This window comes from Streptomyces sp. NRRL S-118 (assembly GCF_000716335.1).
GTDB lineage: Bacteria > Actinomycetota > Actinomycetes > Streptomycetales > Streptomycetaceae > Streptomyces.
In genome coordinates, this window is record NZ_KL591003.1 from 506,834 (window position 1) to 521,806 (window position 14,973).

Here is a 14,973-nt window from a genome sequence, read left to right on the forward strand (position 1 = left end):
AACAGCACATGAGCATCCGAGGGAGCAGGCGATGGCAGAGCGGGCGTTGATCACCGCGGTGGGCGGCAAGGAACCGGACGTCGACGCGAAGGCCTTCGCCGCACCGACCTCCGTGGTGGTCGGCGAGGTCACGATGGCCCCCGGTTCGAGCGTCTGGTACCACTCCGTGCTGCGCGCCGACTGCGGGCCGATCGTCCTGGGCGCGGACAGCAACATCCAGGACAACTGCACGGTCCACGTGGACCCGGGCTTCCCGGTGACGGTCGGCGAGCGGGTCTCGGTCGGCCACAACGCCGTGCTGCACGGCTGCACGGTCGAGGACGACGTGCTCGTCGGCATGGGCGCCACCGTGCTCAACGGGGCCCACATCGGCGCGGGTTCGCTGATCGCGGCCCAGGCGCTGGTACCGCAGGGGATGCGGGTGCCGCCGGGCTCGCTCGTCGCGGGCGTGCCGGCGAAGGTCAAGCGGGCGCTGACCGACGAGGAGCGTGAGGGCATCAAGCTGAACGCCGCGATGTACCTGGAGCTGGCCGAGGCCCACCGCGCGGCCCATCAGGGCTGACCCTCCCCCGTCCCCGGCGCCCCGGTCCGCGCGACGCGCCGGGGCACCGGGCGGCCGGCGCTCCGGTGGGGTCAGTCGGCCGCGGCGGCCGGCACCGGCTCGCGCTCGGCGGTCACGGCGGAGGTGTTCGCCTCGGCCCGGGCCGCCGCCTTCTTGGCGCGGTTCTTGAGGATCAGCATCGAGGTCAGGCCCACGAGGACCGCGAGGACCAGGCCCAGCCACGAGAACCGCTTCAGCCACGCCTCGGCGACGACACCCACCGAGTAGATGACGGCCGTGGTGCCGCCCGCCCAGAGGATCCCGCCGAAGACGTTGGCGATGGCGAACTTCCAGTACGGCATGCGGAGGACACCCGCGAGCGGCCCGGCGAAGATCCGCAGCAGCGCCACGAACCGGCCGAAGAAGACGGCCCACATGCCCCACTTCTCGAAGGAGCGCTCCGCCATGGCGATATTGGCTTCGCCGAAGTGCTTGGGGAACTTGCCGCCGAGCCAGGCGAGCAGTGGCCGGCCGCCCTTGCGGCCGATGGCGTAGCCGATCGAGTCACCGATGATGGCGCCCGCGGTCGCGCACGCGCCGAGGATGTACGGGTTGATGTCGCCGTGCTGCGAGGCCAGCAGCGCCGAGCTGACGAGGACGATCTCGCCCGGCAGCGGGATGCCGAGGCTCTCGAGCCCGATCACCACCCCCACGAGGAGGTAGATGCTGACCGGGGGAACGGTCTCGAGCCACTCCTGGACGTGCAACGCCGGCTCCTCCGTGTCGACTGCGGTTGGCTGCGGTGCCGGTGCCCTGGGGCCGGCCGGGCGTGCGCGACGGCGGCGCGTACGCCCGGGCAGCCTACCGCGTCACAGCGGGAGCACCCGCGCCCGTACGGTCAGCCGCAGGTCCCGGGCGGAGGTGCCGAGCCGTACGGTGCGGGTTCCGGTCCCGAGCACCCAGGTCCGCCGCTCCGGGTCCCAGCAGGACAGGGTGCGTGCGGCGATGGGCACGGTGACGCGGCGCGTACGCCCGGGAGGCAGTTCCAGGCGGCGGTACCCCGCGAGGATCCGCGGCGCCTGGTCCAGGGCGAGGTCGGGCGAGGGGCCGACGTACAGCTGGGGGACGGTGACGCCGGTGCGGCGGCCCGTGTTGCGGACGGTGAAGCTCGCCGTCAGCCCGCCGCCGCGGGCGGGCGTCACGACGAGTCCGGCGTACGCGAACGTGGTGTACGACAGGCCGTGCCCGAACGGGAAGAGCGGCTCCACGCCCTCGGCGTCGTACCAGCGGTAGCCGGTCCTGACGCCCTCCGTGTACTCCTCGATCCCGCCCCTGCCGGGGTAGCGGCGGGGGTCGCCGGCGGTCGGGTGGCGGGAGTCGGAGACGGGGAACGTCTGAGTGAGCCGGCCCCCGGGATCGGTGTCGCCGAACAGCACGGCCGCGGTCGCGGCGGCCCCTTCCTGCCCGGGGTAGTACATCTGCAGGACGGCCCCTGTCCTTTCCAGCCAGGGCATGGTGACGGCGGACGAGGTGTTGAGCACGACCGTCGTCCGCGGGTTGGCGGCGGTCACCGCGTCGATCACCGCCTCCTGGTTGCCCGGCAGGGCGAGGGTGGTGCGGTCGCGGCCCTCGACGGCGTCCTCGTAGGCGAAGAGCACCACGCTGTGCGCGGCGCGGGCCGCCCGGACGGCGTCGGCGACGTCCGCGGCGCGCGTGGCGGCGGTGATGCGGCGCAGCCGGACGACCTGTCCCCTGGCGCCTCCCTCGGCGACGACGCTCAGGGTGTGGCGGCCCGGGGTGACGGCCCGGGTGGCGCGGCGGACCTTGAGGCCGTCCGGGGCGGTGGCGGCCAGGCCGAAGCCGTCGAAGAGCTCCGTCATGGCGTCGCGCACGGGGAAGAGCTCGGTGCCGTCGAGGAGGACGCGCGGCCGCTCGCCGCTGTGGTGGACGAGGAATGTCCACTCGCCGGACCCGTCCGCCTCGTCGGCGGTGAAGGTCCCGTCGTACGTCCACGTCCGCCCGGCCGGCACGGTCCGCCCCTCGAAGGGGGCTCGGGGGGTCGTGGCGGGGAGCGGCCGGCCGTACAGGTCCTCGCCGGGGGCGTAGGTCACGCGTGCGTCCCGGCCCGCGCGGGCGGTGATCGTCTCCAGCGGGCTCGCGGCCCGGTCGGGCACGACGTGCGCGCTGCCGCCTCCGCCGACGAAGGGCAGCGCGCCGGTCGGGCCGATGACGGCGAGGGAGAGGGCGGCGGGGCCGGCGAGCGGCAGGGTGGCGTCGTGGTTGCGCAGCAGGGTGGCGCCCGCGACGGCGACACGGTACGCGACGCGGGCGCCGGCCTGCGCGTCGCGTGCGGGGCGTGCGGGTGCGGTCCCGTCGAGGAGCCCGAAGCGTTCCATGATGGTGAGGATCCGGTGTACGGCCCGGTCGACGGTGGTTTCCGGCACGGTGCCGTCCCGCACGGCGCGGTGCAGCGGCTCGCCGAACCAGCGGCCGGAGGGCATCTCCATGTCGAGGCCCGCGGTGAGGGCGGGGGCGGCGCTGTGGGTGGCGTCCCAGTCGCTCATCACCCAGCCGTCGAAGCCCCACCGGTCCCGCAGGATCCCGGTGAGCAGGCCGGCGTTCTCGCACGCGTGGACCCCGTCGACCTTGTTGTACGCGCCCATGACCGCTCCGACGCCGGCGGCGACGGCGGCTTCGAAGCCGCGCAGCTCGGTCTCGTGCAGGGCCTGTTCGTCCACCCGTACGTCGACGGTGGTGCGGTCCTTCTCCTGGTTGTTGAGGGCGAAGTGCTTGACCGTGGCGATCAGGCCCTCGCCCTGGATGCCGCGGATCTCCTCGGCGACGAGGTCGGCGGAGAGCAGGGGATCCTCGGCGAAGGTCTCGAAGTTCCGCCCGGCACAGGGGGTGCGGATCAGGTTCACCATGGGCGACAGCAGCACGTCCTGGCCGAGCGCCCGCCCCTCGTGGCCGATGACCCGGCCGTACTCGCGGGCGAGGGCGGGGTCGAAGGTGCCGGCGAGCATGACCGGTGCGGGCAGGGCGGTGGCGCGGGCCGTTCTGAGCCGTACGCCGGCGGGGCCGTCGGCCAGCCGCAGAGCGGGGATGCCGAGGCGGGGTACACCGGGGACGTAGCCGGCCTGGCCGAGGCTGCGCGGGTCCTTGGCGCCGTGGAGGAGGGAGAGCTTCTCGTCGAGCGTGAGCCGGGCGAGCAGCTGGTCCACGCGGCCGTGCCGTTGTGCGGCCCCGGCACGGGGGGCGCGGCTTCCCGTGGTGGCCGCCGTGGCGGCGACGGCTCCGGTGAGGAGGCGGAGGGTGGTTCTCCGGGAGACGTTCTCGTTCGGTTCCGACATAACCGAACTATGCGGGACAATCCGCCTGACGTGCGGTCGGACAGGGCCGCCCCCGCACCCGAAGAGTGGTGCGGGGGCGGCCTTCCGCACGGGTGCGTGCTCCGGCTAACCCTGGGGCCGCAGGGTCCAGATGATGGTCATCTCGCCGGTCACCGCGCCGTCCTCGCGCGTGATCGCGATGTGGACCGGGAACTCGGGGCGCTGCCCGGCGTCCAGCTCCGCGACGACCTCCTCCTTGGTGCGGCCGAGCGTCGCGGTGGCGGTGACCACGCCCATCGCCAGCTTCTTGTAGCCGATCTCGGCCTTGACGGCGAGCGGCACGGCCCGGCCCATCTGGTCGCCGAAGGCGCCGATGACGATGGCGCCACTGGCGGACTCGCCGAGCGTGAACATCGCGCCCGCGTGCGGGCCGCCGACGTGGTTGTGGAAGTCGCTCTGGTCGGGGAGCCGCAGCACGGCTCGCTCGGCGGTCGCTTCCACGACCTCGAGGTTCAGGGTCTTGGCCATGGGAACGGTGGCCAGCAGCATCTCGCCGATGTTCGGCAGGGTCTCGGACATGGCGCCGAAGTTACCAGGCAGTAGCAAGGACGGGAACCCGTGCCGGCGGGGCGGACCGGGGGCGGGCGTGGCACCCGTCACGCCGCCCCTCTATGGTTACTCGCCATGTGGCCAGGACAGCAGCCGCCCGGGGGCGAGCAGAACCCGCAGGACCAGAACCCGTACCAGCAGCCGGGGTACCAGCAGCCCAACCCGTACCAGCAGCCCGGTTATCCGCAGCAGCCGCCTCAGCAGCCGCAGCCCGGCTACGCACAGCCCGGGTACCAGCAGCCCAACCCGTACCAGCAGCCGGCCGCGCCGCAGTACACGGCGCCGGGCATGCCGCCGGCCGCGCCGGTGCCGGCGGGCGGCGGCGACCGGAAGAGGACGACGGCCATCGCGATCGTCGCCGCCACCGCCGTCGTGGTGGCCGCCGGTGTCACCGGCTTCCTCGTCCTGAGGGACGACGACGAGAAGACGACCACGGCCGGCGGGGACCCCAAGCCCTCGCAGAGCGCGCCCACGGCGCCGAGCTCGTCGCCCATCGACAACCCGCGCGACGGCTCGGACGCGCCCAAGCCGACCGTCGCGGGCTGGAAGGTCGTCGCCAACCCCAAGCACGGCACGCTGTTCGACGTCCCGGCCGAGTGGGAGCTGTCGGGTCCGGGCGTGGGCGCGGGCTTCGAGGACCAGAAGAAGAACGACGGTTCGGCGTACATCATGATGTCGGCGCCCGCGTACTTCCGGGACACCTGGTGCACGCAGGACACCGACAAGGACGGCAGGCAGGAGGAGAAGGCCCTCGCCTCCACCGGCAGCCGCGGCGGGCAGGGCGCCAAGGACACCGCGTCCAACGCCCGCGCCGAGGCCGGGGAATGGGTGTACGCGGCGTACGCGCAGCACGTCCCCGACGCCAAGCTCAAGCAGCACATCAAGGTCAGCCCGGCGAAGCCGTACACCTCCGCCTCCGGCCTGACCGGCCACATCGCCACGGCCACGGCCACCGGCGCCCCCAAGCCGTACAAGTGCAGCACCGACGGCAAGTCCATCGCGTTCAGCTTCAAGAACAAGAAGGGCGACTTCGCCACCTGGGTCCTCTTCGGGGCGGACGGCGTCAAGGACGAGCTGCCGGACGCGACCATCCAGAAGATCCTCAGCACCGTGCGGCTGGACGAGTCCGCCTCCTAGGTGGTGGCCGCGCACGCGTAAAACGGTTTTGCATCGGGGCGCGCCGGCGGGGATAGTCCCGGGGTGACAACTCCCGCCGCCACGTCCCACCCGGCGCCCCCGCCACCCGGGCGCCACCGGCCCCGCCGTCCCGAGTGGGCCGGCCGCAACTACACGCTGCTGACCGCCGCGGCGGTCGTCACCAACCTGGGCACCCACGGCGCGCTCGTCGCCTCGGCGTTCGCGGTGCTGGAGTCCGGCGGCGACGGTGGCGACGTGGGCCTGGTGACGGCGGCCCGCACCCTGCCGCTCGTGCTGTTCCTCCTCATCGGCGGCGCGGTGGCCGACCGGCTCCCCCGCCACCGGGTGATGGTGGCCGCCAACGCCCTCAACTGCGCCTCCCAGGGCGCCTTCGCGCTGCTGGTCCTCACCGGTGACGCCCGGCTGTGGCACATGATGCTGCTCTCCGCGCTCGGCGGCACCGGACAGGCCTTCTTCAGCCCGGCCGCCGAGGGCATGCTGATGTCCAGCGTCAGCGGCGAACAGGCCGGCCGTGCCTTCGCGCTGTTCCGCATGGCCATGAACGGCGCGGGCATCGGCGGCGCCGCGCTCGGCGGGGCCATGGTCGCGGCGGTGGGCCCGGGATGGGTGCTGGCGATCGACGCGGTGGCCTTCGCCGTGGCGGGCGCCCTGCGCGCCTTCCTCGACGTCGGTCACATCCCGCCGCGCGCGCCCGGAGGCGGTCTGTGGAAGGACCTGCGGGAGGGCTGGACGGAGTTCGCCGGCCGTCCCTGGCTCTGGGCGATCGTCGCGCAGTTCTCGGTCGTGGTGGCCGTGGTCGCGGCGGCGGAGTCGGTGTACGGGCCGCTGGTGGCCCGCGACGAACTCGGCGGGGCGCGGCCCTGGGGTCTGGCACTGGCCGCTTTCGGCGTCGGCACGCTGGGCGGCGCGGTGCTGATGATGCGCTGGAAGCCGCGGCGGCTGCTGCTGGCCGGCACGCTGTGCGTCTTCCCGCTGGCGCTGCCGTCGGCCGCGCTGGCCGTGCCGCTCCCGGCAGGCGGTCTGATGGCGGTGATGTTCGTCAGCGGGGTCACGCTCGAGGTCTTCGGGGTGTCGTGGATGACCGCGCTGCACCAGGAGATCCCGGAGGACCGGCTGTCGCGCGTCGCGGCGTACGACTGGTTCGGCTCGACGGCGATGGTCCCCCTGGCGACCGCGCTGGCCGGCCCGGTGGAGAGTGCCTTCGGCCGGCCCGGGGCGCTGTGGGGTTGCGCGACGCTGGTCGTGGTGGCGACGGCGCTGGTGCTGCTCGTGCCGGACGTACGGAATCTGACGCGGCGTACGAAGGAGATCGTGGCGGGGCCCGCCGCACCGGCGTCAGCCGATGCCGAAGGCTCCGTCGGGCGGCTCGGGTGACGCGACCGCGTCCCCGTCCCGCACCACCGTCGCGTCGCCGGTGAACCGGGCCAGCGACGCACCGTGCTCCACGCGCGCGGGGAAGGCGTCCGCTGCCGTACGGCGGGCCAGGAGCGCCGTGTCGATCTCCCGGTGGGAGGCGACGAGCACCGCGTTGCCGAACCGCCGGCCGCGCAGCACCGCCGGCTCGGCGATCAGCGCGAGCTCCTCGAAGACCGCGGCGAAGGTGGCCAGCTGGGAGCGGAGGAAGGCGAACGGCGCGCCGTCCGCGAGGTTGGCGAGGTAGGTCCCGCCCGGACGCAGTACCCGTTCCGCGGCGCGCGCGTACTCGACCGACGTCAGGTGCGCGGGCACCCGCGAGCCGCCGAAGACGTCCGCGATCAGCAGGTCGGCCGACCGCGCGGGCGCGGCCTCCAGCCGGGCCCGGGCGTCCCCGGCGTGGACGGTGATCCCCGATCCGGCGGGCAGCGGCAGGTGCTCCTCGACCAGCGCGATGAGACCGCGGTCCGCCTCCACCACGTGCTGCCGGGCACCGGGCCGGGTCGCGGCGATCCAGCGCGGCAGGGTGAGCGCCCCGCCGCCGAGGTGCAGGACGTCCGGCGCCCCGCCCTCCGGCACCGCGCAGTCCACCGCGTGCGCGAGCCGGCGGGCGTACTCGAACTCCAGGTGCGCCGGGTCGTCGAGGTCGACGTACGACTGGGGCGCGCCGTCGACCGTCAGGAGCCAGGCCCGCTGCCGGTCCACGTCGGGCAGGAGCTTGGCGGTGCCCTGGTCGACCTCGCGGAGTACGGGGAGGGGCTCGTTCACCGTGCCATTGTGCCCGCCGCCGCACGGGGCGGCGGGCACGGGCGGCAGGGGCGGTCAGCCGACCTCGGTCACCGTTCCGGCGCCGACCGTACGGCCGCCCTCGCGGATCGCGAAGCCCAGCCCCGGCTCGAGCGGTACGTCACGGCCCAGCTCGACCGTCATCGTGACGGTGTCGCCGGGGCGCGCGACCGCCCGCTCGCCCAGGTCCACGTCGCCCACGACGTCCGCGGTGCGGATGTAGAACTGCGGCCGGTAGCCGGTCGACACCGGTGTGGTGCGCCCGCCCTCGCGCCCCGACAGGACGTACACCTGCGCCGTGAAGCGGCGGCTCGGGACGACGCTGCCGGGCGCCGCCACGACGTGGCCGCGGCGGACCGCGTCGCGCGGCACCCCGCGCAGCAGCAGCGCCACGTTGTCGCCGGCCTGGGCGGACTCCATCGGCTTGCCGAAGGTCTCCAGGCCGGTGACGACCGTCGTGGTGTCCGCGCCGAGCACCTCGACGCGGTCGCCGATCCGCACCGTGCCGCGCTCGACGGCACCCGTGACCACGGTGCCGCGTCCGGTGATGGTGAGCACGTTCTCCACCGGCATCAGGAACGGCGCGTCGACGTACCGCTCCGGCATGGGCACATAGGTGTCCACGGCGTCCAGCAGCGCCTCGACGGCCGCGGTCCAGCGCGGGTCGCCCTCCAGGGCGCGCAGCCCCGACACCCGTACGACCGGCACCGAGTCGCCGCCGTAACCGTGGGCGGTGAGCAGGTCGCGCACCTCCAGCTCGACGAGGTCCGTCAGCTCGTCGTCGCCCGCGTCGGCCTTGTTGAGGGCGACGACGATGTGGTCCACACCGACCTGGCGGGCGAGCAGCACGTGCTCGGCGGTCTGGGGCATGATCCCGTCGAGCGCGGAGACGACGAGGATGGCCCCGTCGAGCTGCGCGGCGCCGGTGACCATGTTCTTGACGTAGTCGGCGTGCCCCGGCATGTCGACGTGCGCGTAGTGCCGGGTGTCGGTCTCGTACTCGACGTGCGCGATGTTGATGGTGATGCCGCGCTGCGCCTCCTCGGGCGCCCGGTCGATCCGGTCGAACGGCACGTAGGTGCCGGTGCCGCGCTCGCTGAGGACCTTGGTGATGGCGGCGGTCAGGGTGGTCTTGCCGTGGTCGACGTGGCCCATGGTGCCGATGTTGAGGTGCGGCTTGGTGCGCACGTATGCCGTCTTGGACATGACTGTCTGCTGTTCCTTCCCGGAACATGAGCGGTGGAAGCGGGACCCCTGCGCCGTACCGACCCTCCCCCTGCGGGGTCCGCCGGACGATCCGGGAAGGGTCAGCTTCGGGCGCCGTCGAGGGCGGCCGGGAAGGTGAACGCGGCAGCCTTCGGCGCGTCCGCGACTGCGGACGGCGCTGCGGGGAAGGCGTACCGGAACATGCCGCTGATCATCGCTCAGCGGCGGCCGCGCGGTCGAACGGTTTTCCTCGCGGGCGGCCGCGAGCGAAGGGTCGGCGTGGCGGTTCGGGACGGCGTGCCGGGAGCGACGGCGTGGTGGACGGGACGCGTGCGGGACGGGACGGCGTGGCGGGAGGGAGCGGTCCGGTGGGTGCGGGGCGGCGGGTTCGCGCAGGTGGGGGCGGAGGTGCGGCGATCAGCCGTCTTCGTCGGTTAATCTCCCCGGATGCTCGACCCCGTCACACGGCCCCAGGCCACGCTCGCCGTCCGCTGTTCCCGGGCGCTCATGTCACCGTGGTCCCGGCTCTCGCTGCTGCTGGTCATGCTCGCGTCCGCGGCGTCGGCCGTGCTGCTGTACGAACCGCAGCGGCTGCTGTCAGCGGGCTGGCCGCCGCAGATCGGCGGCGCGGGCGCGGTGGTGCTGTTCGCGCTGGCGTACGGACTGTGCACCGCGGCCTTCGTGCCGCGGCCGATCCTGAACCTGGCGGCGGGCGCGCTCTTCGGTTCCCAGGCGGGACTGGCCGCGGCGGTCGCCGGGACGGTGCTGGGGGCGGGCATCGCCTTCACGCTGGGCCGGCTGCTGGGGCAGGACGCGCTGCGTCCGCTGCTGCGCGGGCGCTGGCTGACGGCGGCGGACGGGCAGCTGAGCCGGCACGGGTTCCGCTCGATGCTGGCGATCCGCCTCTTCCCGGGCGTTCCGTTCGCCGCGGCGAACTACTGCTCCGCGGTCTCGCGGATGGGATACGCGCCGTTCCTGCTGGCCACGGGCATCGGTTCGGTCCCGAACACCGCGGCGTACGTGGTCGCGGGCAGCGAGGCCGCGTCGCCGACGTCCCCGGCGTTCCTCCTCGCGACGGGGTTCATCGTCCTGACGGGGCTCGCGGCGGCGGTGGTCGCCTGGTGCAAGCGCCACCGCCTGCGCGGCGCAGCCGGGCGCTGAGCCCGGCGTCCGCGAACCGTTCATTCACCTTGGGACGGTACGCTGCGCACCGACCAGGCGCCGATCATCGTCCACCGCGTTGATCGCTGCTGCCGCCATTGACCGCACGAGCACCTTCGGGACGGCCCTAGCCCCATGAATTGGTTCGAATCGTTCGTCCTCGGACTCGTCCAGGGGCTGACGGAGTTCCTCCCCATCTCCTCCAGCGCCCATCTGCGGCTGACCGCGGCCTTCGCGGGCTGGTCCGACCCGGGCGCGGCCTTCACCGCCATCACCCAGATCGGTACGGAGACGGCCGTGCTGATCTACTTCCGCCAGGACATCGCGCGCATCGTGTCGGCGTGGTTCCGGTCCCTGACGGACAAGTCGCTGCGCGCGGACCACGACGCCCGGATGGGGTGGCTCGTGATCGTCGGCTCGATCCCGATCGGTGTGCTGGGCGTCACCCTCAAGGACCACATCGAGGGCCCGTTCCGCGACCTGCGCCTGATCGCCACGACGCTCATCGTCATGGGCATCGTCCTCGGCATCGCCGACCGCCTGGCGGCCCGCGTCGAGGAGGGCGGCCGGCACCGCGCGGCACCCGAGCGCAAGACGCTGCAGGACCTGGGCGTGAAGGACGGGCTGATCTTCGGGCTGTGCCAGGCGATGGCGCTGATCCCCGGCGTCTCCCGGTCCGGCGCGACGATCAGCGGTGGCCTGCTGATGAGCTACACCCGGGAGGCCGCGGCCCGCTACTCGTTCCTGCTGGCCATTCCGGCGGTGCTGGCCTCGGGCCTGTTCGAGCTGAAGGACGCGACCGAGGGCGGCCACGTGTCCTGGGGCCCGACGATCTTCGCGACGATCATCGCCTTCGGGGTCGGATACGCCGTCATCGCGTGGTTCATGAAATTCATCACGACGAAGAGCTTCATGCCCTTCGTGATCTACCGGATACTGCTCGGCATCGTGCTGTTCGCCCTGGTGGCACTGGGTGTGCTGAGCCCGCACGCGGGTGAGTCCGCGGGCTGATCCCGGGACGCGAGCGTCGCTCCGGCGGGGCCGTGGCGGATGCCACGCCCCCGCCGGGGGAGGATTGTCGGACTTCGCCCCTAACCTGGATGCCATGTTCAAGACCCCAGTCGACTCTGACCAGCCCTCCGCGGACGCGCTGAACCGCGCGATCCGTGAACTGTGGGTGCGTTCCGGCGGCCGGCTGTCGGCGGACGAGCAGCGGATCTACCACCGGCTCGTGGTGGCCTGGGCCGCGGCGCAGCACGGCGACGTCGCGAAGGCCGCATAGCCCGAGCATGCGCGTGGGGCCGCCGGCAGGGGGGTGACCGGCGGCCCGTGGCCCGGGTTCCTCCGGCCCGAACACGCAGGAACAGCGTGCCGCGCGGAGCCGGACGCCCGCGAGGGCGCGTGACGCATATATGCATGCGTTTCCTTCACACCCCGTGTGAGCGCCCCCCGGGGGCAGGTGCGATCAAGGGCCGCCGGGCGCACCCTGGTCCCATGGCCTGGCAGGCACCCGTCGTCGTCCACCGCCCCTCCCCCGGCGGAGGCCGGCGCGTCACCATCCGCGGACGGATCGCCGGACTCGCCCACAACGACGCCGACCTCATGGAGTTCCTCCGGCGCGCCGGTCTCGAGGAAGCCGACATCTCGCTCGACGACCCGCACCTGGTCGAGTGGCGCGGCGGCCGCGCCCACCAGTGGGAAGCCGCCTGAGCGGCCCGCGCGACCGGTCCGGGCGCGACCCGTGCGGCTGGTGGAGGGTGCAGTGCCCTTGGCGTGGCGCCGCGGCTGCTCAACACTGGCCGGATGACGCAGCGCGTGGACCTCGCGACCGTGATGGACCGGCTGGCCATCGACGAACTCATCACCGGTTACGCGGTGGCCGTGGACGACGCGGACTGGGCCGCGTACCGGGAACTGTTCACCCCCGACGGGCGGGCGGACTACCGGACGGCGGGCGGCATCGCCGGCCCGGCGGGCGAGGTCGCCGACTGGCTGGCGGAGGCGATGCTGCGGTTCCCCGTGCGCCAGCACCTCGTCGTCAACCGGCGGGTGCGCATCGAGGAGGTGGACGGCTTCCCCGGTGACAGTGCCGAGGCGCTCGCCGACTACGTCAACCCGATGCGGCTGGAGTCGGGCGACGACATCGTCACGGGCGGGCGGTACGCCTTCGGGCTGCGGCGCACCGACGGCGGCTGGCGGCTGTGCTCGGTGGTCGTACGGGAGAAGTGGCGACGCGCCACGGGCGTACTGTCGGCGGACTGATCGCTCGCGCACACTGGAGGCGTCACCCCCGAGGAGGCGCGGTATGCGGATGCGCGGCGTGCGGATTGCGGTCGCTCGGCGGGACGCCGTGAGGCGGCTGCTCGTCTCGCGCTGGTGGCGGGCCGCGGCGGCGGTCGCCGCGGGGGCCCTGCCGGCGCTGGCGTTTCCGGCACCTTCCTGGTGGTGGTTCGCGTACGTGGCGCTGGTGCCGTGGCTGCTGCTGATCCGGACCGCGCCCACCGGTGGCCGTGCCGCCCTGGACGGCTGGCTGGGCGGTCTGGGCTTCATGCTGGCGCTGCACCACTGGCTGATGCCGAGCCTCCATGTCTTCATCCTGGTGCTGGCCGCGCTGCTCGGGCTGTTGTGGGCCCCCTGGGGCTGGCTGGTGCGGCTGATGCTGGCGCGGGCGCCGTCCCGGGGCCGGGCGGCCGCCGCCGTGGTGGTCGTACCGTCCGGCTGGCTGATGGTGGAGCTGGTGCGGTCCTGGGAGGGGCTGGGCGGTCCGTGGGGGCTGCTGGGCGCGAGCCAGTGGCAGGTGGACGCCGTCCTGCGGGTGGCGTCGCTGGGCGGTGTGTGGCTGGCGAGCCTGCTGGTGGTGGGGGTCAACACGGCCGTGGCCGTGCTGGTGTCGGTGCCGTCCGCGCGGACGGCGGCGGTCGCCGGCCTCGCCGTGTGTGCGCTGACCGCCGGCACGGCGTGGTGGTGGGTGCCGTCACCGCGGCCGGCCGGGGAGGTCCGGGTGGCCGTCGTCCAGCCCGGGGTCATCAACGGCGTCGGCGGCGCCGAACGGCGGGTGGCCCGCGGCGAGGAGCTCACCCGGGAGCTGGCCGGCCGGGACGTGGATCTGGTGGTGTGGGGCGAGAGCAGCGTGGGCGCGGACCTGGCGGCGCGGCCGGACCTGGCCCGCCGGCTCGCCGCGCTCTCCCGCGAGGTGGGCGCCGAGGTGCTGGTCAATGTGGACGCACGGCGCTCGGACCGCCCGGGCATCTACAAGAGCAGCGTTCTGATCGGGCCCCAGGGGCCCACTGGTGACCGCTACGACAAGATGCGGCTGGTGCCGTTCGGCGAGTACGTCCCGCTGCGCTCGCTGCTGGGCTGGGCCACCTCGGTCGGCAAGGCGGCGGCCGAGGACCGCCGCCGCGGTACGCAGCCCGTGGTGATGGCCGTCGGCGACGAGGGGCTCCGGCTCGGTCCGCTGGTGTGCTTCGAGTCGGCGTTCCCCGACATGAGCCGCCGACTGGCCCGCGACGGCGCCCGGTTGCTGGTGGCCCAGTCGGCGACGTCGACGTTCCAGGACAGCTGGGCGCCCGGGCAGCACGCCTCCCTGGCGGCGCTCCGGGCGGCCGAGACGGGCCGGCCGGTGGTCCACGCGACACTCACCGGCGTGAGCGCGGTGTACGGCGCCGACGGCGCCCCCATCGGCTCCCCGCTGGGTACCCAGCGCAGTGCGTCGGCCGTGTACGACATCCCGCTGTCGGACGCCACGACGCCGTACGCGCGGTTCGGCGACTGGCCGGTGTACGCCGCGCTCGCCGTACTGGCGGTGCTGCTGGCCGCCGAGGCGGTACGCTCCCTGGGGCCGCTCAGCCGGCCCGGCCGGCCTGGTCGAGGGCGTCCCGTACCACCCGCTCGCACAGCTCGTGAGTCCTCAGCGCGTCGCGGGCGCTGATCCCCTTCCCCGCGGCCACGGCGTCCAGGAAGGCCAGCGCGACCTGTTCGATGCCGCGCTGCCGGGCGACGGGCACCCAGTCGCCGCGGCGGCGCAGGGTGGGCTGGCCCTTGTGGTCGACGACCTCGGAGAGGTTGAGGACCTGCCGCTTGGTGTCCTGGCCGGAGACTTCGAGGATCTCCTCGGTGGAGCCGTTCATCCGGTTCATCATGCCGATCGCGGTGAACCCGTCGCCCGACATCTGGAGCACGACGTGGTGCATCAGCCCGTCGCGGATCCGGACGCGCACGTCGATGTGGTCGGCCTCGCCCGGCAGCAGGAAGCGCAGGGTGTCGACGACGTGGATGAAGTCGTCGAGGACGAAGGTGCGCGGGTCCTCCGGCAGCCCGATCCGGTTCTTCTGCATCAGGACCAGGTCGCGCGGGTGGTCCAGGCACTGCGCGTAGGAGGGGGCGTAGCGGCGGTTGAACCCGACGGCGAGGCCGGTTGCGCGCGCCTCGGCGAGCTCCACCAGGCGGCGTGAGTCCTCGATCCGGTAGGCGAGCGGCTTGTCGACGTACGTCGGCACGCCGGCCTCCAGGAGCCGGGTGACGATCTCGGGGTGCGCGTCGGTCGGCGCGTGGACGAACGCGGCGTCGATCCCGGCGGCCAGGAGGGAGTCGAGATCGGCGTGGCGGCGCTCCGCCGGGACGTGGTACGTCTCCGCGACCCGGGCGAGGGTGGCCGGGGTGCGGGTCTGCAGGTGCAGCTCCGCGCCGGGCCGGGTGGCGAGAACGGGCAGATAGGCCTTCCGCGCGATGTCGCCGAGCCCGATGCAGCCGATCTTCACGGGGGTCTCC

At 73.8% G+C, this 14,973-nt stretch carries 15 protein-coding genes; 9 read left to right on the plus strand and 6 right to left on the minus strand.

Features of this window, described 5'->3' with window-relative positions:
• Nucleotides 1-31 precede the first annotated feature (31 nt).
• Complete coding sequence (locus tag IH00_RS0109025) at nt 32-562, plus strand: gamma carbonic anhydrase family protein (protein ID WP_031071435.1); 531 nt, start codon at nt 32-34, stop codon at nt 560-562.
• 71 nt (nt 563-633) lie between these two features.
• On the opposite strand, the gene IH00_RS0109030 is transcribed toward IH00_RS0109025, so the two are convergent.
• The 3 genes from IH00_RS0109030 to IH00_RS0109040 form a co-directional block, all read right to left on the minus strand.
• Nucleotides 634-1,308, minus strand: coding sequence for a DedA family protein (locus IH00_RS0109030; RefSeq protein WP_031071437.1), 675 nt, complete (start codon nt 1,306-1,308; stop codon nt 634-636).
• 102 nt (nt 1,309-1,410) lie between these two features.
• Nucleotides 1,411-3,891, minus strand: coding sequence for a beta-glucosidase family protein (locus tag IH00_RS0109035; protein WP_039946547.1), 2,481 nt, complete (start codon nt 3,889-3,891; stop codon nt 1,411-1,413).
• Nucleotides 3,892-3,996: 105 nt separating this feature from the next.
• Entirely contained in the window at nt 3,997-4,449 is a 453-nt protein-coding gene (locus IH00_RS0109040; RefSeq protein ID WP_031071442.1) for a DUF4442 domain-containing protein, read from the minus strand.
• A 105-nt stretch (nt 4,450-4,554) separates the two neighbouring features.
• Between IH00_RS0109040 and IH00_RS0109045 the strand changes: the two genes are divergently transcribed.
• Both IH00_RS0109045 and IH00_RS0109050 read left to right on the plus strand, forming a co-directional pair.
• Nucleotides 4,555-5,616, plus strand: a complete 1,062-nt coding sequence (locus IH00_RS0109045; RefSeq protein WP_031071452.1) for a DUF8017 domain-containing protein — start codon at nt 4,555-4,557, stop codon at nt 5,614-5,616.
• 63 nt (nt 5,617-5,679) lie between these two features.
• A complete protein-coding gene (locus IH00_RS0109050) occupies nt 5,680-7,011 on the plus strand; it encodes an MFS transporter (RefSeq protein ID WP_039946548.1) in 1,332 nt (443 codons plus the stop codon).
• Here the strand turns inward: IH00_RS0109050 and IH00_RS0109055 are convergent.
• Together IH00_RS0109055 and tuf are read right to left on the minus strand one after the other, a co-directional pair.
• Nucleotides 6,973-7,818 (minus strand): spermidine synthase, encoded by an 846-nt coding sequence (locus IH00_RS0109055; RefSeq protein ID WP_031071456.1) that lies wholly within the window; start codon nt 7,816-7,818, stop codon nt 6,973-6,975. The genes IH00_RS0109050 and IH00_RS0109055 overlap by 39 nt on opposite strands.
• A 54-nt stretch (nt 7,819-7,872) precedes the next feature.
• Complete coding sequence (gene tuf, locus IH00_RS0109060) at nt 7,873-9,042, minus strand: elongation factor Tu (RefSeq protein WP_031071458.1); 1,170 nt, start codon at nt 9,040-9,042, stop codon at nt 7,873-7,875.
• Nucleotides 9,043-9,489: 447 nt separating this feature from the next.
• Between tuf and IH00_RS0109070 the strand changes: the two genes are divergently transcribed.
• The 6 genes from IH00_RS0109070 (at nt 9,490) to lnt (ending at nt 14,134) form a co-directional block, all read left to right on the plus strand.
• Nucleotides 9,490-10,203 (plus strand): TVP38/TMEM64 family protein, encoded by a 714-nt coding sequence (locus IH00_RS0109070; protein WP_031071460.1) that lies wholly within the window; start codon nt 9,490-9,492, stop codon nt 10,201-10,203.
• A 135-nt stretch (nt 10,204-10,338) separates the two neighbouring features.
• Nucleotides 10,339-11,214 (plus strand): undecaprenyl-diphosphate phosphatase, encoded by an 876-nt coding sequence (locus IH00_RS0109075; protein WP_031071462.1) that lies wholly within the window; start codon nt 10,339-10,341, stop codon nt 11,212-11,214.
• Nucleotides 11,215-11,308: 94 nt separating this feature from the next.
• Nucleotides 11,309-11,485 carry a hypothetical protein gene (locus tag IH00_RS43300; protein ID WP_199819711.1) on the plus strand — a complete coding sequence of 59 codons (177 nt, stop codon included), beginning with the start codon at nt 11,309-11,311 and terminating at the stop codon, nt 11,483-11,485.
• Between the two features lie 212 nt (nt 11,486-11,697).
• Nucleotides 11,698-11,913 carry a hypothetical protein gene (locus IH00_RS0109085; RefSeq protein ID WP_031071464.1) on the plus strand — a complete coding sequence of 72 codons (216 nt, stop codon included), beginning with the start codon at nt 11,698-11,700 and terminating at the stop codon, nt 11,911-11,913.
• Between the two features lie 93 nt (nt 11,914-12,006).
• Nucleotides 12,007-12,465, plus strand: a complete 459-nt coding sequence (locus IH00_RS0109090; RefSeq protein WP_199819712.1) for a nuclear transport factor 2 family protein — start codon at nt 12,007-12,009, stop codon at nt 12,463-12,465.
• Nucleotides 12,466-12,514: 49 nt separating this feature from the next.
• Nucleotides 12,515-14,134: an apolipoprotein N-acyltransferase gene (lnt, locus tag IH00_RS0109095; protein WP_199819723.1), complete on the plus strand. Its 1,620-nt coding sequence runs from the start codon at nt 12,515-12,517 to the stop codon at nt 14,132-14,134.
• Here the strand turns inward: lnt and IH00_RS0109100 are convergent.
• Nucleotides 14,049-14,963 carry a Gfo/Idh/MocA family protein gene (locus tag IH00_RS0109100; RefSeq protein ID WP_031071470.1) on the minus strand — a complete coding sequence of 305 codons (915 nt, stop codon included), beginning with the start codon at nt 14,961-14,963 and terminating at the stop codon, nt 14,049-14,051. The two genes, lnt and IH00_RS0109100, sit on opposite strands and share 86 nt — an antisense overlap.
• Between the last annotated feature and the right edge of the window lie 10 nt (nt 14,964-14,973).

What these genes read in the sequence shown, in the direction of transcription:
- IH00_RS0109025 (WP_031071435.1), top strand. Translation starts at nt 32, where the DNA reads ATGGCAGAGCGGGCGTTGATCACCGCGGTGGGCGGCAAGGAACCGGAC.
- IH00_RS0109035 (WP_039946547.1), bottom strand. Translation starts at nt 3,891, where the DNA reads ATGTCGGAACCGAACGAGAACGTCTCCCGGAGAACCACCCTCCGCCTC.
- IH00_RS0109040 (WP_031071442.1), bottom strand. Translation starts at nt 4,449, where the DNA reads ATGTCCGAGACCCTGCCGAACATCGGCGAGATGCTGCTGGCCACCGTT.
- IH00_RS0109045 (WP_031071452.1), top strand. Translation starts at nt 4,555, where the DNA reads ATGTGGCCAGGACAGCAGCCGCCCGGGGGCGAGCAGAACCCGCAGGAC.
- tuf (WP_031071458.1), bottom strand. Translation starts at nt 9,042, where the DNA reads ATGTCCAAGACGGCATACGTGCGCACCAAGCCGCACCTCAACATCGGC.
- IH00_RS0109070 (WP_031071460.1), top strand. Translation starts at nt 9,490, where the DNA reads ATGCTCGACCCCGTCACACGGCCCCAGGCCACGCTCGCCGTCCGCTGT.
- IH00_RS0109075 (WP_031071462.1), top strand. Translation starts at nt 10,339, where the DNA reads ATGAATTGGTTCGAATCGTTCGTCCTCGGACTCGTCCAGGGGCTGACG.
- IH00_RS43300 (WP_199819711.1), top strand. Translation starts at nt 11,309, where the DNA reads ATGTTCAAGACCCCAGTCGACTCTGACCAGCCCTCCGCGGACGCGCTG.
- IH00_RS0109085 (WP_031071464.1), top strand. Translation starts at nt 11,698, where the DNA reads ATGGCCTGGCAGGCACCCGTCGTCGTCCACCGCCCCTCCCCCGGCGGA.
- IH00_RS0109090 (WP_199819712.1), top strand. Translation starts at nt 12,007, where the DNA reads ATGACGCAGCGCGTGGACCTCGCGACCGTGATGGACCGGCTGGCCATC.
- lnt (WP_199819723.1), top strand. Translation starts at nt 12,515, where the DNA reads ATGCGCGGCGTGCGGATTGCGGTCGCTCGGCGGGACGCCGTGAGGCGG.